Annotated in this window: 25 protein-coding genes and 3 pseudogenes; 17 read left to right on the top strand and 11 right to left on the bottom strand. The window is 59.2% G+C overall.

Annotated elements, in window-relative coordinates; genetic code table 11:
- The first annotated feature begins 653 nt into the window (after positions 1 to 653).
- The 6 genes and pseudogenes from BLV07_RS37695 to BLV07_RS48405 form a co-directional block, all read left to right on the top strand.
- Complete coding sequence (locus BLV07_RS37695) at positions 654 to 1,613, top strand: AraC family transcriptional regulator (protein WP_091896206.1); 960 nt, start codon at positions 654 to 656, stop codon at positions 1,611 to 1,613.
- A 130-nt stretch (positions 1,614 to 1,743) separates the two neighbouring features.
- Positions 1,744 to 2,487: a nitroreductase family protein gene (locus BLV07_RS37700; RefSeq protein WP_244551347.1), complete on the top strand. Its 744-nt coding sequence runs from the start codon at positions 1,744 to 1,746 to the stop codon at positions 2,485 to 2,487.
- Between the two features lie 36 nt (positions 2,488 to 2,523).
- A complete protein-coding gene (locus BLV07_RS37705; RefSeq protein WP_091896208.1) occupies positions 2,524 to 3,069 on the top strand; it encodes a carboxymuconolactone decarboxylase family protein in 546 nt (181 codons plus the stop codon).
- 81 nt (positions 3,070 to 3,150) lie between these two features.
- The gene (locus BLV07_RS37710) at positions 3,151 to 3,780 is read left to right on the top strand and encodes an FMN-dependent NADH-azoreductase (protein ID WP_091896210.1); all 630 of its coding nucleotides are present in this window, start codon (positions 3,151 to 3,153) and stop codon (positions 3,778 to 3,780) included.
- Positions 3,781 to 3,936: 156 nt separating this feature from the next.
- Positions 3,937 to 4,180, top strand: a pseudogene (locus BLV07_RS50480) (DUF3788 family protein); the annotation flags it as partial.
- Positions 4,178 to 4,765: pseudogene (locus tag BLV07_RS48405) on the top strand (aminotransferase class I/II-fold pyridoxal phosphate-dependent enzyme); the annotation flags it as partial. The pseudogenes BLV07_RS50480 and BLV07_RS48405, both read left to right, overlap by 3 nt.
- Before the next feature lie 506 nt (positions 4,766 to 5,271).
- On the opposite strand, the gene BLV07_RS37725 reads toward BLV07_RS48405, so the two are convergent.
- Positions 5,272 to 5,487: a dodecin family protein gene (locus BLV07_RS37725; protein WP_091896288.1), complete on the bottom strand. Its 216-nt coding sequence runs from the start codon at positions 5,485 to 5,487 to the stop codon at positions 5,272 to 5,274.
- Between the two features lie 338 nt (positions 5,488 to 5,825).
- Here BLV07_RS37725 and BLV07_RS37730 point away from each other — a divergent pair, with 338 nt between their 5' ends.
- A complete protein-coding gene (locus BLV07_RS37730; protein WP_091896212.1) occupies positions 5,826 to 6,089 on the top strand; it encodes a hypothetical protein in 264 nt (87 codons plus the stop codon).
- A 112-nt stretch (positions 6,090 to 6,201) separates the two neighbouring features.
- Positions 6,202 to 7,053, top strand: a complete 852-nt coding sequence (locus BLV07_RS37735) for a COG3904 family protein (RefSeq protein WP_244551348.1) — start codon at positions 6,202 to 6,204, stop codon at positions 7,051 to 7,053.
- 150 nt (positions 7,054 to 7,203) lie between these two features.
- On the opposite strand, the gene BLV07_RS49265 is transcribed toward BLV07_RS37735, so the two are convergent.
- Positions 7,204 to 7,665, bottom strand: coding sequence for an alpha/beta fold hydrolase (locus BLV07_RS49265; protein ID WP_244551355.1), 462 nt, complete (start codon positions 7,663 to 7,665; stop codon positions 7,204 to 7,206).
- Positions 7,598 to 8,206 (bottom strand): alpha/beta fold hydrolase, encoded by a 609-nt coding sequence (locus tag BLV07_RS49270; protein WP_244551349.1) that lies wholly within the window; start codon positions 8,204 to 8,206, stop codon positions 7,598 to 7,600. Before BLV07_RS49270 ends, BLV07_RS49265 begins: the two co-directional genes overlap by 68 nt.
- A 406-nt stretch (positions 8,207 to 8,612) precedes the next feature.
- Between BLV07_RS49270 and BLV07_RS37745 the strand changes: the two are divergent.
- From BLV07_RS37745 to BLV07_RS37750, 3 genes and pseudogenes are all read left to right on the top strand, one after another.
- Positions 8,613 to 8,879 (top strand): annotated as a pseudogene (locus tag BLV07_RS37745) (arsenate reductase (azurin) small subunit); the annotation flags it as partial.
- Between the two features lie 14 nt (positions 8,880 to 8,893).
- Positions 8,894 to 9,547: a hypothetical protein gene (locus BLV07_RS49275; RefSeq protein WP_244551350.1), complete on the top strand. Its 654-nt coding sequence runs from the start codon at positions 8,894 to 8,896 to the stop codon at positions 9,545 to 9,547.
- On the top strand, positions 9,465 to 11,507 hold the full coding sequence (locus BLV07_RS37750; protein ID WP_244551354.1) for an arsenate reductase (azurin) large subunit: 2,043 nt from the start codon (positions 9,465 to 9,467) through the stop codon (positions 11,505 to 11,507). The genes BLV07_RS49275 and BLV07_RS37750 overlap by 83 nt, the downstream gene beginning before the upstream one ends.
- Before the next feature lie 220 nt (positions 11,508 to 11,727).
- Here the strand turns inward: BLV07_RS37750 and BLV07_RS49900 are convergent, their stop codons facing one another.
- Complete coding sequence (locus tag BLV07_RS49900; RefSeq protein WP_091896216.1) at positions 11,728 to 12,210, bottom strand: ABC transporter substrate binding protein; 483 nt, start codon at positions 12,208 to 12,210, stop codon at positions 11,728 to 11,730.
- A gap of 35 nt (positions 12,211 to 12,245) precedes the next feature.
- Positions 12,246 to 12,716, bottom strand: a complete 471-nt coding sequence (locus tag BLV07_RS49905; RefSeq protein ID WP_091896218.1) for an ABC transporter substrate binding protein — start codon at positions 12,714 to 12,716, stop codon at positions 12,246 to 12,248.
- Between the two features lie 562 nt (positions 12,717 to 13,278).
- Here BLV07_RS49905 and BLV07_RS49910 point away from each other — a divergent pair.
- The gene (locus tag BLV07_RS49910) at positions 13,279 to 14,685 is read left to right on the top strand and encodes an MEDS domain-containing protein (protein ID WP_091896221.1); all 1,407 of its coding nucleotides are present in this window, start codon (positions 13,279 to 13,281) and stop codon (positions 14,683 to 14,685) included.
- Positions 14,686 to 15,070: 385 nt separating this feature from the next.
- Here the strand turns inward: BLV07_RS49910 and BLV07_RS48045 are convergent, their stop codons facing one another.
- On the bottom strand, positions 15,071 to 15,217 hold the full coding sequence (locus BLV07_RS48045; protein ID WP_176946026.1) for a hypothetical protein: 147 nt from the start codon (positions 15,215 to 15,217) through the stop codon (positions 15,071 to 15,073).
- Positions 15,214 to 15,456, bottom strand: coding sequence for a hypothetical protein (locus BLV07_RS37770; protein ID WP_244551351.1), 243 nt, complete (start codon positions 15,454 to 15,456; stop codon positions 15,214 to 15,216). Before BLV07_RS37770 ends, BLV07_RS48045 begins: the two co-directional genes overlap by 4 nt.
- 217 nt (positions 15,457 to 15,673) lie before the next feature.
- Here BLV07_RS37770 and BLV07_RS37775 point away from each other — a divergent pair, with 217 nt between their 5' ends.
- Positions 15,674 to 15,946: a hypothetical protein gene (locus BLV07_RS37775; protein WP_143035627.1), complete on the top strand. Its 273-nt coding sequence runs from the start codon at positions 15,674 to 15,676 to the stop codon at positions 15,944 to 15,946.
- Between the two features lie 143 nt (positions 15,947 to 16,089).
- Here BLV07_RS37775 and BLV07_RS37780 read toward each other — a convergent pair whose 3' ends face one another.
- A complete protein-coding gene (locus BLV07_RS37780) occupies positions 16,090 to 16,374 on the bottom strand; it encodes a hypothetical protein (RefSeq protein ID WP_091896231.1) in 285 nt (94 codons plus the stop codon).
- A gap of 974 nt (positions 16,375 to 17,348) precedes the next feature.
- The gene (locus tag BLV07_RS37785) at positions 17,349 to 17,723 is read right to left on the bottom strand and encodes a Rap1a/Tai family immunity protein (RefSeq protein ID WP_091896234.1); all 375 of its coding nucleotides are present in this window, start codon (positions 17,721 to 17,723) and stop codon (positions 17,349 to 17,351) included.
- Positions 17,724 to 18,095: 372 nt separating this feature from the next.
- Here BLV07_RS37785 and BLV07_RS37790 point away from each other — a divergent pair, with 372 nt between their 5' ends.
- From BLV07_RS37790 to BLV07_RS37805, 3 genes are all read left to right on the top strand, one after another.
- A complete protein-coding gene (locus BLV07_RS37790) occupies positions 18,096 to 18,332 on the top strand; it encodes a hypothetical protein (RefSeq protein WP_143035628.1) in 237 nt (78 codons plus the stop codon).
- A 355-nt stretch (positions 18,333 to 18,687) separates the two neighbouring features.
- Positions 18,688 to 18,930 carry a ParB N-terminal domain-containing protein gene (locus BLV07_RS37800; RefSeq protein WP_091896243.1) on the top strand — a complete coding sequence of 81 codons (243 nt, stop codon included), beginning with the start codon at positions 18,688 to 18,690 and terminating at the stop codon, positions 18,928 to 18,930.
- 601 nt (positions 18,931 to 19,531) lie between these two features.
- The gene (locus BLV07_RS37805) at positions 19,532 to 19,882 is read left to right on the top strand and encodes a hypothetical protein (RefSeq protein ID WP_091896245.1); all 351 of its coding nucleotides are present in this window, start codon (positions 19,532 to 19,534) and stop codon (positions 19,880 to 19,882) included.
- Between the two features lie 604 nt (positions 19,883 to 20,486).
- On the opposite strand, the gene BLV07_RS37810 is transcribed toward BLV07_RS37805, so the two are convergent.
- Positions 20,487 to 22,175: a S1C family serine protease gene (locus tag BLV07_RS37810; protein WP_091896248.1), complete on the bottom strand. Its 1,689-nt coding sequence runs from the start codon at positions 22,173 to 22,175 to the stop codon at positions 20,487 to 20,489.
- 161 nt (positions 22,176 to 22,336) lie between these two features.
- Between BLV07_RS37810 and BLV07_RS37815 the strand changes: the two genes are divergently transcribed.
- Positions 22,337 to 22,480, top strand: a complete 144-nt coding sequence (locus BLV07_RS37815; RefSeq protein WP_244551352.1) for a hypothetical protein — start codon at positions 22,337 to 22,339, stop codon at positions 22,478 to 22,480.
- A 188-nt stretch (positions 22,481 to 22,668) separates the two neighbouring features.
- Here BLV07_RS37815 and BLV07_RS37820 read toward each other — a convergent pair whose 3' ends face one another.
- A complete protein-coding gene (locus BLV07_RS37820; RefSeq protein ID WP_176946027.1) occupies positions 22,669 to 22,854 on the bottom strand; it encodes a hypothetical protein in 186 nt (61 codons plus the stop codon).
- Positions 22,855 to 22,922: the final 68 nt, after the last annotated feature.

Genomic DNA, 22,922 nt, shown 5'->3' on the forward strand with positions numbered 1-22,922 from the left:
CTTGGGATGGGACGCGTCGGTGCCGCTGTCGCGAAGCGGCTTGCAGTGTTCAGTAACGAAATCGAATATTTCGATGTCCCCGGGCGCGCGCATCTTTCTTGGCCTTCGCGAGCGAGATCCCAGTGTCCGGCCGGATCTCAACCGGTGGGTTTGCGCTCCGGAAGCAAGATACTTTATCTCTCAATGGGGATTGACTGGTGCTCTCTCCGCCGCGCTGCTTCTCCACTGTATCCGGCCGTTCGAAGCGACAGCAAATCATGAAACAGCACGAATGGTTTTAGCTAGTTCTGCGATGTTTCCCCTAGCACCACGCAAACCGTACCTTCAGAACGTGGGTCGGAGAACCGATTTCGATGAAGACGGGCGTGCCGTGGTTTTGCCACCGGGAAATGACGAGTTTTCTATGATTCCCGACTGGGTCCGTGCGACGAACGGCCCGGAGTATCGTGTCCATCATGTCGTCAGAATTGAAGCCACTTCAATTTCACGGCTTCTTTCTCCCGCTCATGTCTTTGCTGATCCTCCTCGGAGCCAGGAAGAGATCAGGGACACATATCGTCGGAAATACGAGCTGATCTCCGGGCCGTAGTAATCAGAGGCGCGCTCGGCGCAATACGATATGCTGCGTGGGCGATTCAGGTTCTCGAGGTCTTATGTCTCAAGTCGACTGGTTGAGTCATCTCCTGCAAATCATCACCGTTACCGGCCAGCTTGAGGTCCGCTGCGCCTACGGCGCGCCATGGCGTGTTATCTGGCCCAGGGCGGCGGCGAACGAGATCCCCTACCATGTCATAGTCAAGGGCCGGGCGATTTTCGAGGACCCTGAATCGAGAACGGTGCAGGAGCTTGGGAGCGGGGATATCGTGCTGCTTCCTCACGGTTCGTCGCATATGCTGCACGACGGCAGCGGCGAAACGCCGATCAGCACGCGCCAAAGCAGGGGCTCCGCAGGATGGATGTTGAGCGAGAACGATGGACCGGGTGAGCAACTAGATCTGCTGTGCGGACGGTTTTTCGTCGTGCCACCCCACGATCGATTAATCCGCAACTACCTGCCAGCAAATCTGGTCGTGCGGGCTATGAAAAGCAACGAAGAAGAGGACATCGCGTCGGCATCGAGTCAACTTTCCGGACTGGTCGGCCTGATGCGAACGGAGTCCGCTGGTGACAGAGCGGGCGGACGCGCCATTCTCAACGCGCTTTCTTCGGTCTTGTTCACTCTGGTTCTACGCGCCGCGAGCGAAGCCGGAAAATCCGGTGAAGGCTTGTTGGCCCTTGCTGGCCATCCGAGATTGGCACCGGCCATTGCCGCGATGTTCGCTGATCCGACGCGACCTTGGAAACTTCCCGAACTGGCCGATTTGTGCGGCATGTCACGCGCTACATTCATGCGCCAGTTTCAGGACAAGTTAGGTCGCTCCGCTCTCGACCTGTTGACCGATCTTCGCATGAGTGTGGCCGCCAACGAGCTGAAGAAGCCAAGGATCAGCACGGAAGCTGTGGCTGAGACGGTCGGGTATCAATCCGTTTCGGCATTCCGGCGCGTATTTGCTGAGAGGATGGGAATGACACCTGGGGAATGGCGCCAACTCGCGCACAAGGGCGAGGAGTAGCTTCGAGCGGCTTGGGACCATCAGCTTCAGATTGATCCTTTCGCGCATCATATTGAGCAAATCCAGTCTCGAAATTCTCATGACCGGCCGTAAATTGCGCTCCGTAATCACTTGATGATGGAGCCACCCAATGAACTACATCGCTACAACCGCTGCCGATCCCGCAACCGGCGCCATCGCGGACATCTGCGGTCGAGCCAAAAGGAACGAAATTGCTATCGCGCCCCGACCCTCTGCTTCGCCCGCGGGGCCGCTGGCGACGAACGCGGTCATCGAAACCATTCTGAGCCGCAGTGCTGCCAAGTACTACGACTCGACCGCGACCTTAAGCGATGATCAGATCCGCGACTTGGTGCGGATCGGGACTTCAGCGCCGACATCCTTCCATCTGCAGAACTGGCGCTTCATCGCCGTGCGCTCAAGCGAAGCGAAGGCGCGGCTGCGTCCGATCGCCTGGAATCAGCCCGCAATCACCGAGGGAGCCGTTACCTTCATCATCGTCGGCCAGTTGGCCGATGCCAGCACCGTCCCTGAGCGCCTAGCCCCAGTCGTGGAAGCCGGAATCATGCCGGCACATCTGGTGCCGGAATGGGAGGGGCCTGCTCGCGGCCTGTACGACAATCATCCGCAGCGCCAGCGCGACGAGGCAGTACGCTCCGCGACCTTCGGCGCCGCGGCTATTATCTATGCGGCCCGCTCGCTAGGCCTGGGGTCGACACCGATGATCGGCTTCGATGCAGAGGCCGTGCACCGAGAGTTCAGCCTGGCCGAAGACGAAATCCCGGTCATGCTGCTGACCGTCGGGCCGGAGCGGCCCGGCAACTGGCCGCAGAAGCCGCGCCTGCCCGTGGCCGATGTGCTGCACTTCGCATAACCAACCCCGAAGTCAATCACTCTAAGGAGAAATATCATGGCCAGAGCTGCTGCTCTGAAGCCGGAACACGTGCCGGCCGATTCAAAACCGACCCTCGATACGTTCACCAAGAACATCGGGTTCACGCCGAATATGATGGCGGCCTTCGCGCAGAGCCCTATCGCGTTCAACGCGTGGGCCACACTGCTCGGCTCCTTGAGCAAGGCGCTCGACGTGAAGACACGTGACAGTATCGGCCTCGCCGTCTCCGAAGTGAATGGCTGCAATTATTGCCTGACGGTGCATAGCTTCACGGCCGAACATATGGCCAAGCTGCCGGCCGAGGACATTATTCTCGCCCGAAAGGGTCACGCCAGGGATCCGAAGCGGGATGCCGCTGTCCAGTTTGCACGCAAGATCATCGAGACCCGCGGCCATGTCACAGACGCCGATCTGCAAGCGGTCCGCGATGCGGGCTACACGGATGCGAACATCATTGAGATCGTCGCGCTTGTGGCAATGTACTCGCTGACGAACTTCTTCAACAACGTGTTCAATCCCGACAAGGACTTCCCCGCAGTGGCACCGGCCGGCTCGATCTGAGCCTGCCAGTGGTATCAACCGCCTCCAAGGAGCTCTGGAGGCGGTTGATGCAAGAGCTTCCTAGCCATTTGGATCGGTCGCATGAATATCCTCCATATTGATAGCAGTCCTCGCCCGAAATCGCATAGCCGTGAGCTTTCGGCGGCGATCGTCAAAAAGCTTCTTCAGGTTGCGCCGGATGCGAGCATCAGGCGGCGTGATCTTGGAGCTGATCCTCTGCCTCACGCCACGGCTGACTACGCGGATACGCTGTCATCGCCGGCCACGCTGGCGGCACCGCTGAAGGGCGCTTTGGACCTTGCCGAAACGCTCATTCGGGAAGTCGAGGCGGCCGATGTAATTGTCATTGGAACGCCCATGCACAACCTCACTATGCCTTCGGTTCTCAAAGCGTGGATCGACCAGGTCCTGCGCGTTGGCCGCACGATGGAGTCGACGCCCGCCGGGAAGGTGGGAATGCTTCCGGATCGTCCGGTTTTTATCGGCGTCGCTTCCGGCGGCGTCTTCACCGGAGAGCGAGCAAATCAGCCTGATTTTCTCACGCCCTATCTGACGCTGGCACTGAACTCTATTGGGCTGAAGACGCTGCAATTCCTTCCGCTGCAGGCCACCGCGTTTATTGAAGAGGGCCAAGCTCCGCTAGCGAGCGAGAAGGTAATTGACGCTATCGACTTGACAGTCGTGCGAGAGCTTCGAGACGTAGCTGCTTGATCAGCCGTGCTCTCGAGGATCGGCAGACCGTATCGCAATGCTCTCCCTGCTCTGGACAAAGTCGCACCGGCGGCATTCTGAGGGCCCATGACAAGTCTTGACAAGCGCCCGTTTAACCCTCCGGCCTCCGCGGGACTATCAACACGAGGTCTTCCGATGATTAGTACGCTTCCGCAAATCGGCGACAGGATCACCGACAAATCAGCATCGCCCGATGAAAGCACCGTTCGCGAATGGATCGGAGCAGATGGCTTCGAATACTGGGCCAAGCTGCGGACCTGGATCGATGAATCCTACCCAGAAGTTTTCGCGCCGGATTGGCTCTACGGTGGAAAGAACCGCGGTCCCTGCGTTCTGCCACCTGGTGCCGGAATTCCGACGAGTTTCAGCTGTGGTGGTCCATTCGGCCGGCATGTACGGCCCGGCCGGCGCCGGAATCGCCGCGCGGGAAGGGGCGTTGCACCGCATCGACGTAGTCGAGGGCACGCTGGCGAAGGCATTCGGCTGTCTAGGCGGCTATATCGCGGCGAATGCCGATATCATCGATGCGGTGCGCTCCTACGCGCCGGGATTCATTTTCACCACTGCGCTGCCGCCGGCAGTCTGCGCCGCCGCCACCGCGGCGATCCGGCACCTCAAGACTTCGCAATGGGAGCGCAACCGCCATCAGGAGCGTGCGGCGCGGATAAAATCCGTGCTTAATGCCGCAGGCCTGCCGGTAATGCCCAGTGAGACGCATATTGTGCCCGTGATGGTGGGCGATCCGGAGAAGTGTAGGGATGCGAGCGATCTCCTGCTCGCCGAGCACGGCATCTATGTCCAGCCGATCAACTATCCGACCGTCCCGCGCGGCACCGAACGGCTGCGCATTACGCCGACGCCCTACCATGATGACGCGCTGATCGACGCGCTTGCCGAAGCGCTAGTCGATGTGTGGGGATGTCTCGGATTGACGATGCAACACCATGCGCTCGCAGCGGAGTGATTTCCCATCGAAAAAACTGCCCAGCGCCTCAGTTTCGCTGCGCGGTCCAGTAACCTGAACAGCGTGCGTTTCCGGAATATCCACTCCACATCCCACGGCCAGAATTGCCCGAGAGCCTGCCTGACCCGGAAGCGAATTTGTCCTGAACAGTCACCGATGCCCGCACTGTGCCCGAACGCGCCACGTAGCCTCTGAACCTGACTAAATTCGGATGTGTGACTATTCCATTGGTGATGTTGACGGAGAAATTATAGGTCGCATCGCAAGGACCTCTTTGCGTCACGAAAATGAGGCCCCAAAAACCGTCGTATACGGAACGGGCTTGCGCGACGGGAGCGAAAAAGCAGCCCACAGCCACCACACAGGCGAAGAGCTTTTTCATTGTTTGCCCCAAGTAGCCGTCCCCCACATGCCGAAGCGGGGCTGGCGAGGGCGCGCTAACCCTTAGTTTGGCGCGAGGTCGATCGGCCGTCGACAACCCCGCCATGAAGCGAGATTACTTCAGGTCAGGAGCCCTCGAATTTGAATGAGACGTTGAGTTTGGCACGATAGGCTTCGACTTTTCCCTGGGCGTCCAATTGCATATCGAGTTTGACGACCTCTGCAACTCGAAGATCTCGCAGGGATTTTGCAGCTTGCTCAACTGCGTTGGCGGCGGCCTTTTCCCAGGATGCGTCGCTGGTACCGATCAGTTCAATCACCTTATAGACGCTCTCAGGCATGTTGTTCTCCCGTTCGGTATGAAGCAAGCAAGTACTTCCTGCCAAGGTCGAACCTAGCATCATGTTGTCGGTGCAGGAAGGACGCTGCATCGCCGCAGAGTAGGTGAGCAGGGCCGCATTGCATCGCGGCCGGTCGGAGACGGATCAAAAAGCGCCGGCCTGTAGGCCGGCCAACGCTCGGGTGGGCAGACCCTAAACTTAGGTTTTGCTCTTCTTAGCCAATAGACCGTACGCGATCGACCTCTGCGCAATAGCTTGGTTCTCCTGTCGTGACTACGCTCGGGTGCTAATCGCCCGATCTATCGAGCCGTAATCGAGGAGTTCCCGCGATGAGAATCATGGATGCAATCGCATTGTCAGGTTTTGCTCGCAGGACGGCTGCGTCAGCCTCCGGCTTCGCCAGCGTCGTTCGCAACCTGATTCTGGACGTGCGCGACAGTTACCGGCCCGAGCTACACTACATGCGCGGTCCTGGTCCGAAATGGCGCGCCAAGCATCAGCCCTGGCTGAAATTCGATTCTCGAGCAGTACCGCCGGACGGACTGTACCAGCTGTCGCCGCTGTATGTGCGCCGCCGCGATGTGGCCAGCTCCACTCGATAGTCAGGCGGAGGTTGCCCGAATCATGGTCGTCTCGCGGGCCGGATCCTCGGAGTGCGCCCGCATCTCGGATGTAAGCTCTGATGTCGCTCCTTGGGCGGAAATCCGAGGTTGGATGCTACTCATTGGCGCTGCGCTCTGCATCGCATTGGTGGCCATGCTGAGCGGTTCGGCGCATGCCGGCGTTGCCGTCGAAGGACGCAATTTGCCGATGAAGTTTAGCTGGGTCGCTTGCCAGCCGAATTGCCGGGGCTGGATCAGCGCCGTCGGCATCGTGACGGCCGAGAGTCCAAGGGATTTTGACGAATTCGCGCGCGGCCGTCAGCTCGGCGGCGTGACAATCGTGCTGGATTCCAGCGGCGGTTCGGTCAACGATTCGATCGCGCTGGGACGGCGCTGGCGCAATCTCGGCGTGCTGACCACTGTCGGCGCCAGCGTTCAGACTAATACGGTGCAGGGCGATCCTCTCAACATGGCGCCCGTGGCCTATTGCGAATCGATGTGCGTGTTCCTGCTTCTGTCCGGCAAGACGCGTTACGTGCCCGAGACCGCTCATGTTCGTGTGCATCAGATATGGATGGGCGACCGCGCCAATCACGCCAGAGCCGCGACCTACAGCGCAGATGATCTGACGATCGTGGAACGCGATATCGGGCGTCTCGCCAAATACACCTTTGACATGGGCGGCGCGGGCGATCTGTTGTCGCTGTCGCTGAACGTGCCGCCATGGGAAGATCTGCATGAGCTGTCACGGGACGAATTGCGACTCACCAATCTCGTCAACACCGATGTGCTTGATCAGCCGGGCAACGCAGCGCTGGTCGAGCTCAAGCACAAACCAGCGCAGGGGCGCTTGGTAGGCAGTGCCGTTGCGACCGAGACATATCCGGAGCCTGTGAAATCGATTGAATCGGCTGAAGTCGCGGCGCGGGTGGGCGGCGTGAGGGCCGCGCCTGGGCAACAGTAGCCGGTAGCCCGTACATGCTAAAGCGTGATGACTTTTCTTCGAATCGTCATCCCGCTCTATGTTTTTGTTGGAGCATGGTCCCTCGGGTCGAGCCCGAGGGCATGCGTTTTTGGGAAAACCGCCACACGCTTTGCGCTACCTCAGTCCGGATCATGCTCCGTCATCCGTGATCGGCAGCGATTTAAGAAATTCCAAGAGCGCGGCGTTGACCTCTTCAGGCCGCTCCTGTTGGGTCCAATGGCCGCAGCCTGCCAGCATCTTGATGCCGCGCAAACCGGGAACGAGGTTTTGGAGGTTGGCGAGCACCTGTTCCGTGCCGGGAAAGGAAATCACCAGGTCGTGATCGCCGGCCATAAATAACGCTGGCACCGAAACCCGCAGGCCCGCCATCGCGCCGAGCAGCTCCCAGTTTCGATCGATGTTGCGATAATAGTTCAGGCCTCCGCGGAAGCCGGTTCGCCTGAATTCCTCTCCATAAAAGTCGATATCCTTTTCGGTGATCCAAGACGGCAATGCTGCCGGTGCGCCGGAACCTCGCAGGGATTCACCGCCGTTCGGGACCAGAGCGAAATTTTCTGACGGCCTGAGCGGCTCGTGCGAGCGCCACACCATCGCCCGACCCAGCAAACAGCAGGTTGCGTAAAGTGGTCCGCGGATCGCGCCCGAACTCCGCTTCGGCGAGTCCTGGCTCCTGGAAGTAAAGCATGTAGAACCGCGCGTTTTCCGTGCGCGGCATGAGCGCGGTTCGAAGCGACATGCCGCGTGGATAGAACGGGACGCTCATGCCCGCCACAGCCCTGAAGCGGTCCGGCCGCAGCAGCGCCGCCTGCCAAGCGACGATAGCCCCCCAGTCGTGACCGACAATTACCGCCTTCTCTGCCCCGACAGCGTCGAGAACGCCGACCATATCGCCGACGAGATGAAACAGCGTGTATTTGTCGATCGCCTCGGGCGCGTCGCTCTTGCCATAGCCGCGCATATCCGGGGCTACGCCGTGGAAGCCGGCTGCGGCAAGGGCGCCCAATTGATGTCGCCACGAGTACCAGGATTCGGGCCAGCCATGGGCCAGCAAAGCGACCGGTCCTTCGCCCTGCTCAGCGATATTGAGGTGGATACCATTACTTTCGATAATTCGTTGCTTCGGCTCGCTCATCTTTCCCTCTTGCTCGATTGTGACTGCAGACGCTTCTGTCGACAGCCGCTTGGGGCTGAATCGCCGACAGCCAGTCGAACAAGCGAAAGCCGGAACGACATCTTCAGGATAAATTAATTACCTTTTGGGCGCGCCGGAGCGAATATCAACTTGACGCGGCGAGCCTAAGTCCCATGCGTAAGGGAGTCAGTCGGCCGGACGGCCGCTCCTGCAAGCGCCGAAAGGTGATGGGTTAGTTGGAATCGATTGAGGATTCCCAAATCAGAAGGCTTCTGGTTCAACATGCTGGGAAGGGGCCAGCATGGATGGGACGAGCCTATTCGAACGACCTTCGTGAGCGGTTAGTGAGGGCTGTGGTCAAAGGTGGCCTGTCGCGGCACCAGGCTGCGGCCCAATTTGCGGTGCGGGCGGGGTCGGCGCCGAAGGCGATATTGTCGGCTTCACGACGATCTGCCCGCACAAGGGCTTCACCCTCAATTTTCAGCGCAGCCGATCGGACTATGAACTGCCCGGCCATTATTCCCGGTTCGACTGCGAGCCGGGCGGCCAGCAGATCTGGGGCCAGGCCACGCAGAATCTCCCTCAATACGTGCTGCGCGTCGACGACAAGGGTGACATCAACGCCGAAGGCGTGGACGAACTGCTCTACGGCCGCCTGTCCAACGTGCTCTAAGGGGAGGAACGACCATGGCCTACAAGCGTCAGATCGACCGGCTGCCGATCATCCCTGCCGACGCCAAGGAATCCAACGTCACCTGCCACTACTGCATCGTCGGATGCGGCTACAAGGCCTACACCTGGTCCACCTGTAAACAGGGCGGTACGGCACCCGATCAGAACAAGTTCGGTGCCGATCTGAGCAAGCAGCAGGGCGCGGAGATCGTCGCCTGGTATTCCCCTTCGATGTACAACATCGTGCGCCAGAACGGGCAGGGTGTGCACATTGTCATCAAGCCCGACGAAGACTGCGTCGTGAATTCGGGCTTGGGCTCGGTCCGCGGCGCGCGCATGGCGGAGATGAGCTACTCCCAACAGCGCAATACGCAGTTGCAGCGCCTCACGGATCCCTTGGTCTGGCGCTATGGGCAGATGCAGCCCACAAGCTGGGACGATGCGCTCGACCTCGTCGCGCGCGTGACGGTCGCGGTCATGAACGACATGGGCGAAGACGGCGTGTTCGTCTCGGCGTTCGACCATGGCGGCGCCGGCGGCGGCTATGAGAACACCCTGGGGCACCGGCAAGCTCTACTTCGGCGCCATGAAGGTGAAGAACATCCGGATTCACAATCGTCCGGCGTACAACTCGGAAGTCCACGCCACCCGCGACATGGGCGTGGGTGAGCTCAACAACTGCTACGAGGATGCCGAGTTGGCCGACACGATCGTCGCGGTCGGCACCAACGCGCTCGAGACCCAGACCAACTACTTCCTGAATCACTGGATTCCGAACCTGCGCGGCACTTCGCTCGACAAGAAGAAGGCCGAGTTTGGCTCGGAGCCGGTGGAGCGCGCCAAGGTCATCATTGTCGATCCGCGTCGCACGGTGACGGTCAACGTCTGTGAGGTCGAAGCCGGCAAGGACAACGTCATGCACCTGGCGATCAATTCCGGCACCGACCTCGCCTTGTTCGATGCCTGGATGACCTACATCGCGGAGAAAGGCTGGCTCGACAAAGCCTTCATTGACGCGTCGACGACCAACTTCGACCAGATGAAAGCTGTCAACAAGATCAGCCTGGAAGAGGCCGCGACGATTACAGGTCTTACGGCCGATGAAATCCGCAAATCCGCCGAGTGGATTGCGCAGCCCAAGGCAGCTAATGCGCGTGGGCGAACGATGTTTGCGTATGAGAAGGGCCTGATCTGGGGCAACGACAATTACCGCACCAACGGCGCCCTGGTGAATGTCGCGCTCGCAACCGGCAATATCGGCCGGCCGGGCGGCGGTTGCGTGCGCATGGGCGGGCACCAGGAAGGCTACTCGCGGCCGTCCGACGCACATGTAGGACGGCCCGCCGCGTATGTCGACCAGCTTCTGATCGAAGGTAAGTGCGGTGTCCATCACATCTGGGGATGCGATCACTACAAGACCACGCTGAACGCGTTCAAGTTCAAGCAGGCCTACAAGAAGCGTACCGACATGGTGAAGGACGCCATGATGACGGCGCCCTATGGCGACCGGCCTGCGATGATCAGCGCGATCGTCGACGCGCTCAAGAATGGCGGGCTGTTCGCGGTCGACGTCGATATCGTGCCGACCAAGATTGGTGAAGCGAGCCACGTTTGGCTGCCGGCGGCGACCTCAGGAGAGGCCAATCTCACGTCGATAAATGGCGAACGCCGTATGCGGCTGACCGAGAAATACATGGATCCGCCGGGGCAGGCGATGCCCGATTGCCTGATCGCTGCGCGCATCGCCAACCACATGGAACGGGTGCTGCGCGAACAGGGCAAAGCCGGCATTGCCGACCACTTCAAGGGCTTCGACTGGCAGACCGAAGAAGATGCCTTCATGGACGGCTATCATCAGCATGAGAAGGGCGGCGAGTTTGTCACCTATGCCCGGCTGCGGGCCATGGGTACGAACGGCTTCCAGGAGCCCGCGGTCGGGCTCGAGACCACAGGCCCTGTCGCTGCTGGCACCTCGACCGGCACAACCACGGGGGAGGTCCTGAAGGGGCCGGCCATCGAAGGAACCCGCGGGAAGGAGCCCGTCCAGAAAAAGGGCGCCGCAACAACAGCGGCGGTGTCGCCGGCAACGACCGGCACCGAGCGGATCCTCGGCACCAAGCGGCTTTACGCCGACGGCAAGTTCAACAGCAAGGACGGCAAGGCCAAATTCATGGAGACGCAGTGGCGCGCCTTGCAGGCTCCCGGCAAAGAAGCCGAGATGAAGAAATTCCCGTTCCTCATCAACAACGGCCGCGCCAACGTCACCTGGCAGAGCTCCTACCTCGACCAGGACAATGAGTTTGTCACAGATCGGATGCCATATCCCTACCTCCAGATGAACCCGCAAGACATGGACGAGCTGCGGCTCAAGCAAGGCGATCTGGTCGAGGTTTACAACGACAATGGCTCGACCCAGGCCATGGTCTATCCGACGCCGACCGCCAAGCCGAAGCAGACGTTCATGCTCCTCGCGCAAGCGACCGGCGTGCAGGGAAACGCGGTCTCGCCTGGGGTGAATGAATTCATCATCCCGAATTACAAGCAGACGTGGGCGAACATCCGCAAACTCGCGGATGCGCCCGAGGGCGTGAAGCATCTCAGCTTCAAGCCGCTTGACTACAGGGTCTGAGGCTGCGGCCCCGACGGCCCACGTCGGGGCCAGAGCCTTTGGCGAACGTCCATACCGCGGGCCGCACCCAATTGCGGTGGGGCGACACGTGATCTGCTCTTGATCTAGGGTACGTACTTCATAAACCCGCGCCGCAGTCAGGCGCGGAGGAGGTCCGCTGTGCCCCTGATAGCGGCGCTATAGCGGACCTCACCGAAGGTCCGAGTCGGGCCAGAAGCGGTCATTCGATCACTTCGTCGGCACGAGCCAAAAGCGCTAAAGGGACAACAAGACCAAGACTTTTAGCGCTCTTCGTATTGACCAGTTCAAACTTGATTGGTGTTTGAACGGGAAGTTCGCTTGCTTTCTCGCCCTTAAGGATGCGATCGGCGTAAGTGGCCCCCCTCCTATATTCCTCCACAAGGTTGGGACCATAGGAGATCAAGCCGCCGCCTTCAGCGAATGATCGGGACCAATTGATAGCGGGAACACGATGTCTCACTGTCAGGGAGATGATCTCCGCATGATGAAGTTCTGTGAAGGCATCGGGTATGATGACGAAAGCGCCATCTGCCTTACCAGCCTCACCGGTGACCTGGGCCTCAATTGCGTCCATATTTTTTACGGGTGCAAGTTCAGCTTCGACGCCCAGCGACGACGCCGCTTTTTTGAAAGTGTCGGCATAGCTTTCGATGAAGGTCGCCGATAACGGGTTAAACAGCATCGTGATCCGACGGACGGAAGGCGCGATTTCCTTGATTAGCTCTGCCCACCGCCACCAAGAGAAGGTACGATTGGAGCAAACCCTGTCATATTGCCGCCGCGCCGCGGAAGACTTGCAATCAGCCCCGTTCCAACCGGATCGGCGACCAATACAAAAACGACGGGAATGGTGCGGGTAGCTTCCAACATCGCCGCAGCGGCTGGTGTTGAGCTCGTGAATAGGAGGTCAGGTTGACGCGCAACCAGCTCCTTCGCAGCTCGTTTCATCACCTCAATGTCCGCCGCTGCCCATCGGACGTCAACGGATACATTGCGGCCGACGGCCCAACCTGCTTCTTGTAACCCTTGGAGAAAGGCAGCAACGCGGCTTTGACCTTCCGGATCATCGGCCGACAAGTGCATCAACACGCCAATATGCCGCGTCCTCTCGCGCTGCTGCGCCAAAGCCCTTAAAGGCAACGACGCCCCTGCGCCCCAAATTAGACCGATAAACTGCCGCCGCCGCATGTCAGTCCTCTCAACATGATGGCGTAGTGTATCTGCCCGTACTACCCCGTTGAAGGCACGCGCAGGCTGAAAATAGATAATTCCAGCGTTGCAAGCGGGCGTCCCCTATGGTCAAAATGCGAAGAACTCAGGGTGAGCAAATCTGGTCCGCTATGCCCCCAATAAGCGGACCTCCATCAGCCGGGGCGTCACTTCGCTGATGGGCCACAAGCGGATGTCGTCGCCTAATCGATCATTGGTGGATACGGCGATGAGAAACCCACGACTTTAGCCGACGAGAATGCGCGCTGTGGTAAAGCCCGATGCGTCTCAGACCATGGATCGACTCTCAGCATCACTGACACTTGCCTCAGCAACAAAAAGTTCGTGGCGCCTTTCGATCCCGAGGAGGAAATTCATGGTCGACCACAAGAAGTCGGCTTAACCTTCCCGACCCGCTCGGGTCGAAATTCGATACTGACCTAGAGCACCATTATGCAAAACGCCAATCGCTACTGCTGCTGCGGCCGCAGTAGAACTTTGGTTTTGCGCAACAGGAGCGTTGGAAATTGGAGGTGACCCAATGACAACAGAGATGCGGAAGACCGGAATCGACGCCGTTGGCGACATGGTGGCCTGGGGTGCCCACTTTTGCCTCTTCTATGAGACGAGAGAGGATCTCCTCGACACGTTGATCGAATTCTTCAAGTCGGGTTTGGGAAGGGAGGAGTACTGCCTGTGGGTTGTCGCCGAGCCTTTTACGATCGAAGAAGCCACAGCTGCTTTGAAAGCCGCGGTGCCTGACCTTGATCGACACCTGGCGGACTCCAGGATGGAAATTGGGTCGGCAAGCGATTGGTTTCTCCAGGGCGGGACGTTTGATGGCAAGAGAGTGACAGACGCTTTGTATGAGAAGTTCGCTCGCGTATCGGCCAGAGGGTACGCCGGCATGAGAGCGACCGCGGATACTACCTGGCTATCAAAGAAGGACTTCTGGAGACACTTTTGCGACTATGAAGATGGTCTCAACGAGGTTATCGGCAATCAGAGCCTTGCCCTGCTGTGCACGTACCCGCTTGCGACGTGCGGAGCTCATGAAATCCTGGATGTGGTGCGTACACACCAGTTTGTCCTCGCAAGGCGACACGGGAATTGGGACATTGTCGAAACCGCCGCGCTCAAGCGAGCCAAGGCCGAAATCAAGGGGCTCAATGAGGAACTCGAACAACGTGTCGTAGAACGGACCAACCAGCTGATGTTAGCGTCGGAAGAGCTGCGTCAGGCGCAGACGCAGCTCGCGCACGTCAATCGCGTCACGACGATGGGAGAGCTGTCGGCCTCGATTGCCCATGAAGTCATGCAGCCAGTCGCGGCGACAGTTAACAATGCAAAAGCTGCCTTGAACTGGCTAAACGCCCAGCCGCCAAATCTCGAGGAGGCCCGGGAGGCGCTCGGTGCCGCCGTCAAGGACGGCAACCGAACCATCGACGTCATCGAGCGGATCCGTGCCCTAATCAAGAAGGCGGCCCCACGGAAGGATGCCTTGGAGATCAACGGAGCAATCCTTGAGGTCATTGCCCTGACCCGTGGCGAAATTTTAAAGAACGGCGTCTCGGTGCAGACACAACTCGCGGAGGGCTTGCCGCTCATTCAAGGAGATCGAGTCCAACTGCAACAAGTAATCCTCAACCTGACCATCAACGCCGTCGAAGCGATGAGCGCGGTCAGTGAAGGGGCGCGAGAGTTGCTAATCAGCACCGGGAAAGATGCATCGGGCGGGGTGCTTGTCACCGTGCAGGATTCGGGCCCGGGACTGAACCCGGAGAGTGCTGCCCGCCTGTTCGACCCATTCTACACCACCAAGCCTGGTGGCATGGGCATGGGACTATCGATCTGCCGATCGATCGTCGAAGCTCATGGGGGACGAATATGGGCCTCTGCTACTGCCGGCCCGGGTACAGTCGTTCAATGTATCTTGCCTGTAGGGTGAGAGTGTAAACGCAAAATTTGACTCGTCCTCGCAGCCCCGACATCGTGAACGGTAGCCTGCCGTTCCGGAAGGCTCCAGGGTCAGGCCGTCGGGCATTAAACCTGGCGGATGCCGCTTGACTTCGAGAGAAGAGTAGTCGCGCCCAGCTTTCCTGCTCGCCAGCGCAGGGAATGATCCTGAGTTGTCGAAGGCGAAGGCAATTGTCGAGGTGCTGAACGCTGATGCCGAACAGGCGTTTAGGCACTTGCCGGCGGACACTCAGGCAGAAGCGAAAACGTATCTTGCGAACATCACAAATACTGTTCTGCAGAACGTTCAGGCACTGCGTGGCGGATCACCAACCAAACAGTAAGGGCTTGGCCCGCCGTTTCACGCTGGCGGGCCGCTATTCCAGCACCTCATATTCAAAAGCGACGCCCTCGGGGTCGTTCTCATAGAACCATCTTTCCGCGGCATCGAGCGTGCCAAACACCTTGATGTGGTCTGGATCGCCGACCTGCTTGCTTGTGTTGACGTATACGAAGACTGTCATCGGACAACCCTATACGCTTTGGCCTTCTTGTATCGTGGTCCGGCATCTGGTGGCGTCTTCCCGCGGTTCAAGGCGCGCATAATGCCGATACGGGCAAACATCGTTGGTCCGCCGCTCTCGGCTACCAGGATCAGCGCTTCCACGGCTGCTTGCCATTCCGGCGCGTCGTGCTCGGCCTTCGGAAGCCCTGCGATGTACTCGCCGGCGTCGCGCAACGTCACCAGCTTGCGGCCGCCCACCTTAATCGGATCCTCGAAAGGCCGCCCCCAGCCTTCTATTCCCCCCAGCCCGACAGGCTAGAGGGTAAGCGTGGCCGGGCGCAAGATGAGGGAAGTCGGCTCTTCGCGCGCGCTTCTGGGAGCTGTATGCTGCAGCTTTGACAGTGTGCCGTCGTGGCGCCGACGTTCCCGCCCTATCTCCGAGGCCTACGACCGCACGGTTGTGGAGGAGAGCAAAATGCGCGTGTTTTCGGTGGCGTTCTTCGCGTTGGCCTCGCTGGCCCAAGCTCACGCGCAAGAGAAGATCAAGACGCCTGAGTCGGCGTGCAGCTACACGACAAGCCGCGGGGATACGTACACAGTGCCCGGCGGTAAGGCTCTTTGCTGGCGCGTGCCAGCGCCTTCTTACAAGGAATACACGCTGCTCCACTGTGACGGGCCGATGTTCTGGGAGCTTGTCCGGGTGAAGCGAGGCGATCCTCGCTGCGACAAATACGAAGAGCGGCAATAGGTCTCGGCCCCATGCTGGCGGCGATCTCGACCAACTTGCGGGCTGCGGCTTCCAGGTTGGCGTAAGGGCGATCGGTGGTGAGCTTCATGAACCAGCCTTAGCGCGATTCTGGCCAGGGAGGATGCTCATAGGCGGCCCCGGGATCAAAGCAAGCTAGCTCTCCTCCACCTGACGTAGGACCAGGCGTAGTCCCATTCCGGCCACGCATCGAGCAGCAATGGCCAAGTATTTCCGTTAAACAGTTCGGGCGCCCGCTCGCCGACTAGACTCCATAGGCGATCAGCTCTCAACCCATCACCTTCCTCGGCCGCTTCCACGAAGAGCCTGAAGAAGTCGCTCTTGTACGGCTCCTGATGGAAATATCCGCCGTTTTTATCTTGGATACGCAGCTGCTCGATGATCTTGTCGACGATTTCGCTGTGGCTCACGACGCTGCTCTCTGGCCCTGATGCGCAACCCCATGTTGAACGATTCGCCCATGCGGTGAGTACGGGGCAAACTACGGAGGGTTGCTGAAATCAATAAGCTCTAACGCCGAGTGCAGCCGGCAGTCAGCATCCCGCCGATCCTGACCTCCGGGGCGAGGGCGCAACGGCCGATCCATGCGCATCGAAAACGAGATCACGGCGATCACGAACGCCGTGGCGAGCAGAAAAGCCACAGCTGTCCATAGTCGTTTATTGGACGTATGTTGGACACGAGGCGGGGCGGATCGCTAAGTAATTGATTTTGCTGGCGCTCCCTAGCGAAGTGGGTATGTGAAACACAATCAAGCGCTTGGCTGTACAAACGCCCCCAAGCGGGGGCATTGAAGCCAAACGGCTTTTTCCGACAGTTACAAACGATGAGCCCGCGCTGCGGCTAACCCCGCGCGCGGGCTTTTTGCGTCCATAGCCAGCCCGCCTAGAGGGCCGATCGCCGGGAGCATGACCGGTGTGGAACAAGCCGGAGGGCACCGGCAGGAATGCAAGGACGCGGCCCGCATAGGAGCCGCACGGGACGCGCGGCCACTGGATCGGCTGCGATGCCCCCGCCGCCAGATGAAGTAGCGAGAGCGCCGACCGGCTGACCCCGGCGCGAAAGAGTTTAGCTTCTAAAACCTTTAGCTCGCCGATCCAGTGTGTCTGCGCACCGTGGCTCCGGCCGTCATGCCAGACGACGCTTCGCCCCGCGTAGGGCGAAGTGTGCCCCGCCTCCCGATCACCAACCGTCATGGACAGGGAAAGTAAGAACCGAGATGCGCGAGCGAAGGCGAGCGCCGCGCGACAGCGCGGGACTGTTAGGGACGCACCAAGCCTCCGCACAGATAGGAAAGGGCAGGCTGCCGGTTGCTGTCCGCGAGCGAAGCGGAGCGCCGGGTGAAGCGAGGAAATCCTGAGAGCGCGTAAGCGCGAACTATCGTCTATCTCTTGGCGGGGCACGGATAAGTCATCGCGAGCACTGCCGTGAGCGCCTCCTCCTGCCGGGCGGTGAAAAACCGGTTCTCATTGGTCGCGGGCACCTTTCCCGCTCTTGCAGCATCGTCAACGTCGGACAAGAAACGCTTGAAGATGTCGGCGGCCTTGTGTCCGCTCACATCATCTGGAAGGCAGACGGTATTGTGAAGATCGTTGCCAGCGACGAACCCATGAACAAATCCAGAAATATAGAGTTCACAGGACCCGCGTTCGACCGGCTTGTCGCTGGTGCAAAGATTGAACAAGTCCTTCCCCGACTGTGCTCGGCTCGGCGTCGCGAGCAGTAACGCCAATAGGGCCAATGGTACGGCGATCTTCAATTGCGCTGCCCCCGATTTTGTGTGACTGCAACTTAACCGGCGTGACAGCGTAACGCCATCGGCGTAACGTCACGCGCATGCTGCTTCCCCTCGCTCAGTCTTGGCCCGTCCGCTGCTGCAAGTGCGGCCACACCGCCACCATCACCGCGTCGCTCGCCGATCTTTCGACGAAGCAACTGCGCTGCGGATCATGCGGCAGGCGGCAAGCCTTCGAGCCTTCGACGATCGTCCGCGCGCCGCGCCGTCCGAACGGGAGCAAGGCGAGAGCAGAGCGACGGGCGGCGGCAAACCGGCAGTCAGCTGCCGATCCATTGCTGAACGATCGGCTGGATGATATCGCGTGGGCGGGCTGACAAATGGGAGATCAACCTAATGGAACAGCCGGATTATGAAGCTCACGCCCGGATCAGGGAAATGGCGGCAATCGGCCTGGCTGACTTATGGCTCGAATGTGAAACTGCGTTCGGCAGACAATCGCCTGCGGCCGCCGCCATCTTTGGCCGCATCCTCGACAAGCTAACCAACACGGCAATCGCCAAGGGATTGAGTAGCGAGGACTTGGTAGCCGAATTGGACGCCACATTGACCGACGCCCGCGAGAACCCATGAAGGTTCTGTGCGGCGATCAGTCGTATTGACGCAAGGCGTCGGCTCCAAAGACCGAAGCGATTGAGATTGCGAGGCTCATGAATGGCAAGGCCAGCATCCGAGCGAGCGCCAGCATTGAAGGCCGCGACTTTGCAGCGCGGCAGGCTCGCCGCCGCGCAAGCGAACCTTGCCGATTGAAGGACCGCAAGATGAGTGGCGAATTGGTCGAGGCTGCCGTCGTCGCGGGCGGTGGGGGCTGGCATGTTGGCGATCCCGAGCCGCGTCGCCGCGCGGCTGCCGCATCTGACGCGCGCCGACGTTGCGGAGATCGACGCGGAGATCAGGGCGGCGTTGACGAGATCGGAGGCGGCGGCTGATGGGCACCAAGATCGTCCGCGTTGCCCTTCGGCTCATTGAACCGCTTCGATGCGCGAAGCCGGGCGACGTGGGCCGGTATGTCGCCATGTTGCGCGCGGGCCAACCCGCGCCACCGATCTTGATCATTAAGCAGAGCGGTCGTCGATACCGCTACCGGATATTTGACGGAGCGCATCGGTTTAGCGCCGCCAAGCGCGCGGGCCGGAAGACGATCGCGGCGCAGGTTATCGCGCAAGACTGAATGCGGCGAACTCGCCTATATTCCTTGCATGATCACCATAGCCGCCATCCGCGCTTCCGCGCTGCGCTCGCTGATCCCCCGCCGCGCCGACTACCATCGTTGATGGATCACAGAGCCGAAGCAAAATGGCCGCAGATTGCTCTGCGGCCCACCGGAAAGAGTATGCTTTGCCCTACTGAAATCGCCAGCCCCGGTGCGAACTGCGTTTTAGCGCCAATTGCGCGCGACTTGGATACCGGGCTTCTACTTACGTCGAAGGTCTCATGCGGCACTGGGAAAAGTCCCAATTGACGCTGGGCCGATTGAGCGTCACCCACGGGCGCAATGCAATGCTTCTATTCTTATTGGGCGTCGGACGGTCACTTCTACGTCGTCTATCTCTGCTCGGGCTCGCGGCAGTCGGCCTGCGTGTGGATGGTGGCCTAGAGAACGCGTGACAAAGCGTGCCCCGATCCCGCCTTGGTGGGACCGGGCCGTTGAGGCAGCGCCATCGCGGCTTGCGGCGCGGCAGTTGCACGTTGCGAGCACACCCCACGCCAAACGGAGGGCTTCCGCGCGCTCATCCACTTGCTATACCGTATCCCGAAGACGGGGGCACTCGATGACCGACAAACCAAGGGCCGGGCGGATACTCAGAGACTTGCGCCAGGTGGAAGCAGAAGACCTTGAGCGGATGGCGCAGTTCGACGAATGGGTCGAAGAAATGCGCAGGAACGGGTGTGCCGATCCGGAGGACCCGGTCGAACTCGCAAAATGGCAAGCCGAGCAAGACAGGGAATTCGAAGAGAATGCGCGCGTGCATCGGGCTTTCGAGCAAATGGAACGAGAGGAAGAGGAAGAACTCCAACGGATCAAGGACAGTCGCCCATTGGGCGTTCCACCGACGATCGAGCCTCGAAGCGTCCACTCTGCCGTGCCGCAACGGCCTTGGAAGCGGAAGTTACGACCCTGACCCGCGAAGGCAGTGAGCCGCGATCTCCGGCAGCGTCCTCCAACGTCCACCACCGACAGTAGACCGGCGTCGGTCCGAGCACGGCGTAGTGATCAGCGCGACAGACCCCCATGTCCAACGACGACGTTATCGCAGGCTGGCAATTGTCGGTGACAATGCAGAGGGGCACGCCGCTCGCATGGCTGCTCCGGCACGGTGAATTCCACGAAGGCAGGGACCGACCGACAGAGATCGTGCCGATGCAGCATGCATGTTGGGTGCCCGTCCCCCGGCCCTGGCGTTCACTTGGCATAGACATGGACGAAACACCCGAGACGACAATGGCCTCTGAAATTGGCCAGATACCTATCAACGGCGGAGATTTTCTGCCGTTCCTGATTGAGTACCGGATGATAGTGGAAGACGGAGGCGGCACGCTGACAGACCTAGCCAGTCGATACCCGCAGTATCGCGATCTACTTTTTCCACATTCGAAAGGGCTTAGAGCGGCGATGGGGCGAGCCGCACCCGTGCTTTCGATTTCGATCATAGATTACGAGCAAGTTCCGAACTGCCCTGATCAATATCACTTCAACTTCGAATTCCACTGTAGCGATTGCGGCGGCTACCTGATCACCACGCCCGATGATGAGAGTGATCCGGTCCATTGCACAGCCTGCGGCGTGGCGTTCGATACACTCGCCGAAGTGAAGAACGCATGCCGATCAATCGCACTCGAAGAAATGAAATCCCGCAAATTGGGGGCATTTCGCGAAACGTGACCGCAAGGAAGGCTTAGACAAAGCAGCACCGCGCCTGCAATTTGTCGGAATGGATCGAGACGTATTGCGGTTCGTCCTGAAGTGCTTCGATCATGTCGCGAGCAAAAAGTCGGAGCAGATCGTGCCAAAGCGCGCTTCTCCTTCATAATTTCGGCTCTGGTCATCTGCTTGCCGTAGTAGTTCACGTCGCCTTGATAGAGTTCATCCATCGCAGCAAGAGCATCTGAGTTCGGGCCTGACCATAGCCGCTGGATCGATAAAGCAAGTTGCTTCGCCTGCGCTTCAAGTGTCTCATGTGAAGGGACCGGCGGAGGACTTTGCTGCTTGACTGTGGATGCATCGCTAGTTTGTGCCGGAGCTTCGCCGCAATGGACCTGGACTGTGAACTTTTGCGCTCGCTCAGCTACTTCCGTTGATGACAGATCAGCGCGCGTAACGGAACTGTCGGTTTTCGGCGTTTGTCCCTTCACTGCCAGAAAATTGACGGCGATTGGTGCTTGAATGGCAAAATTGACGTTCTGTGGCAGGCTTTCCACAAACCGCATCATAGTGAGAGCGTTCAACTGCCCCTCGACGATCCCGATTACGCTACCCGACATGTCAAGAAGGGGACCGCCGCTGTTTCCCGGTTGGACTGGAGCCGAAGTTTGCAGAAAACGGCTGTCGTCGTTCATGCCAGCTAGCGCTGCGACTGTGCCGGTTGTGAAATTGCCACCGGACGACAACAATCCGGCATAGGGAAATCCGTAGGCTGCGACAGGCTCTCCAATCTGCGACCTAAGTCGAAAAGTTGCGATCTCGAGGCTTTCCAGATCAGTATGCAGAAGGGCCAAGTCATTGGTTTCGTCTCGGCTTGAAACCGTTGCTTTGTGCCAATCTTGATTTGGATACCGCACGCGGATGTCGGCTCCACAGTCCTTTACGACGTGATCGTTAGTTAGAAGAAAATTTGGCGTGACAAAGAAGGCGGTGCCAGAAGATGACGACACCTGTGTTTTCGATTGCGCCTGCGCTGTAGCAGGGGAAGCATGATCCTGCATACAGTTTACGACAGACTTGATGGCGTTCTCGCTATCTTTCATGTCAAGACGCGCGAGTAAACGTTGGCTTCCATCTAAGATCGCCAAGGCCTTTGCGTCCGCAACACTGTTGATCAGTTCTTTTCGTGCCGGCAGGTAGAGCTTGTTATCATCGCTCGCGTACCACGCATCACGCCACGAAACAGTAGGATCAATTGGCACAAGCGTTATTTCGTGCCTTTTCTTTCTTTCGATCCAAGAGGCCCACTGAGGATTTGAAATCCAGATGAGCCAACTGGTAGTGTTGCGGTCCCGAAGTAGAGCTACGATCACCTCTGTCTGATCGTTAAAACGGGCCGACGCTTCGCACCCCGCGAGCGCATCAACTTCTCGGTACGAAATTTGCCACCAACCGATCTTCGCGTAGTCGGTCTCACGAGACGCTTGCGCGCCATTGCAGAACAACAGGTTCAGGCCGAGCAAGGCCAAAGCGAGCAACAGTCGAAAAGTCATGATGATAGCTTACGAACACCGCATCGGGCAAAGTTGATGTGTATCAACTGATACTGGTAAAAGCTGATCTTGACTTTCCGTAATAGTACGGGACCGCCTTCATTGAAGAACAATGCCGCCATGCCGGTAATTCTTGATCTGACGAAGAGCGCGACGTTGGGATGCGCGCGCCGTGGGACAAGGCGAAAGCATTGCAGCGGCCATTGCCGGATGATGCGCTCAAGATCATGGTGCGCGAGGCTGAGAAGAAGATAGGGTGGCGGCCTGAAAATTGGTCGAGCTTTGACTTCTCATCTGATCCTTGAGGTCGCCGCACGGAAGCGCCGCGCCCTTGCGCCGCCTACCAAACCCCGAGAGCCATCAAAAAGGCAATGATGAGGGACGAGCCGCAAGCGACTATGACAGTATAACATTCGGGTGTGTTCATTGTTGCCTCCCGAGCCATCGCCGCTTGATAGTTATTGCGGCATCGAGGAGAGCCATCGCGGCCGCTTCAATTCGGCGCGCCGTAACTGATTTCGTGCTGCGTGTCTGTCCTGCCAAGACTGCCCTGATCAGCTCGATCATAATCGGCTTCTAGGCTTTCAGGATCTTGTCCCGCAATCAGAAGCTGCTTCCGCATTTCAGCGAGGCGGGCGCGGCAGTATTCGCGGTAGAGCAGGTCGAATATGGCGGGCATGGAGGCCCCCACCGTTTGAGTATCGCTATGAGATATTCCACCACGGATTTTCGGATAATCTTAGCCCC

This window comes from Bradyrhizobium sp. Rc2d (assembly GCF_900099855.1).
GTDB lineage: Bacteria > Pseudomonadota > Alphaproteobacteria > Rhizobiales > Xanthobacteraceae > Bradyrhizobium.

Bases quoted from the DNA above. Each gene is read 5' to 3' on its own strand.
- BLV07_RS49275 (WP_244551350.1), top strand. From the start codon at position 8,894: ATGGCCTACAAGCGTCAGATCGACCGGCTGCCGATCATCCCTGCCGAC.
- BLV07_RS49910 (WP_091896221.1), top strand. From the start codon at position 13,279: ATGACAACAGAGATGCGGAAGACCGGAATCGACGCCGTTGGCGACATG.
- BLV07_RS37700 (WP_244551347.1), top strand. From the start codon at position 1,744: ATGAACTACATCGCTACAACCGCTGCCGATCCCGCAACCGGCGCCATC.
- BLV07_RS49270 (WP_244551349.1), bottom strand. From the start codon at position 8,206: ATGAGCGAGCCGAAGCAACGAATTATCGAAAGTAATGGTATCCACCTC.
- BLV07_RS37735 (WP_244551348.1), top strand. From the start codon at position 6,202: ATGCTACTCATTGGCGCTGCGCTCTGCATCGCATTGGTGGCCATGCTG.
- BLV07_RS37730 (WP_091896212.1), top strand. From the start codon at position 5,826: ATGGATGCAATCGCATTGTCAGGTTTTGCTCGCAGGACGGCTGCGTCA.
- BLV07_RS37775 (WP_143035627.1), top strand. From the start codon at position 15,674: ATGCGCGTGTTTTCGGTGGCGTTCTTCGCGTTGGCCTCGCTGGCCCAA.
- BLV07_RS37695 (WP_091896206.1), top strand. From the start codon at position 654: ATGTCTCAAGTCGACTGGTTGAGTCATCTCCTGCAAATCATCACCGTT.
- BLV07_RS37705 (WP_091896208.1), top strand. From the start codon at position 2,524: ATGGCCAGAGCTGCTGCTCTGAAGCCGGAACACGTGCCGGCCGATTCA.
- BLV07_RS37750 (WP_244551354.1), top strand. From the start codon at position 9,465: ATGAAGGTGAAGAACATCCGGATTCACAATCGTCCGGCGTACAACTCG.
- BLV07_RS49905 (WP_091896218.1), bottom strand. From the start codon at position 12,716: ATGCGGCGGCGGCAGTTTATCGGTCTAATTTGGGGCGCAGGGGCGTCG.
- BLV07_RS37820 (WP_176946027.1), bottom strand. From the start codon at position 22,854: ATGCCCGCCATATTCGACCTGCTCTACCGCGAATACTGCCGCGCCCGC.
- BLV07_RS37710 (WP_091896210.1), top strand. From the start codon at position 3,151: ATGAATATCCTCCATATTGATAGCAGTCCTCGCCCGAAATCGCATAGC.
- BLV07_RS37725 (WP_091896288.1), bottom strand. From the start codon at position 5,487: ATGCCTGAGAGCGTCTATAAGGTGATTGAACTGATCGGTACCAGCGAC.
- BLV07_RS37805 (WP_091896245.1), top strand. From the start codon at position 19,532: ATGACCGACAAACCAAGGGCCGGGCGGATACTCAGAGACTTGCGCCAG.
- BLV07_RS49265 (WP_244551355.1), bottom strand. From the start codon at position 7,665: ATGGTGTGGCGCTCGCACGAGCCGCTCAGGCCGTCAGAAAATTTCGCT.
- BLV07_RS37790 (WP_143035628.1), top strand. From the start codon at position 18,096: ATGGAACAGCCGGATTATGAAGCTCACGCCCGGATCAGGGAAATGGCG.
- BLV07_RS37815 (WP_244551352.1), top strand. From the start codon at position 22,337: ATGCGCGCGCCGTGGGACAAGGCGAAAGCATTGCAGCGGCCATTGCCG.
- BLV07_RS37800 (WP_091896243.1), top strand. From the start codon at position 18,688: ATGGGCACCAAGATCGTCCGCGTTGCCCTTCGGCTCATTGAACCGCTT.
- BLV07_RS49900 (WP_091896216.1), bottom strand. From the start codon at position 12,210: ATGCTGTTTAACCCGTTATCGGCGACCTTCATCGAAAGCTATGCCGAC.
- BLV07_RS37810 (WP_091896248.1), bottom strand. From the start codon at position 22,175: ATGACTTTTCGACTGTTGCTCGCTTTGGCCTTGCTCGGCCTGAACCTG.
- BLV07_RS48045 (WP_176946026.1), bottom strand. From the start codon at position 15,217: ATGACAGTCTTCGTATACGTCAACACAAGCAAGCAGGTCGGCGATCCA.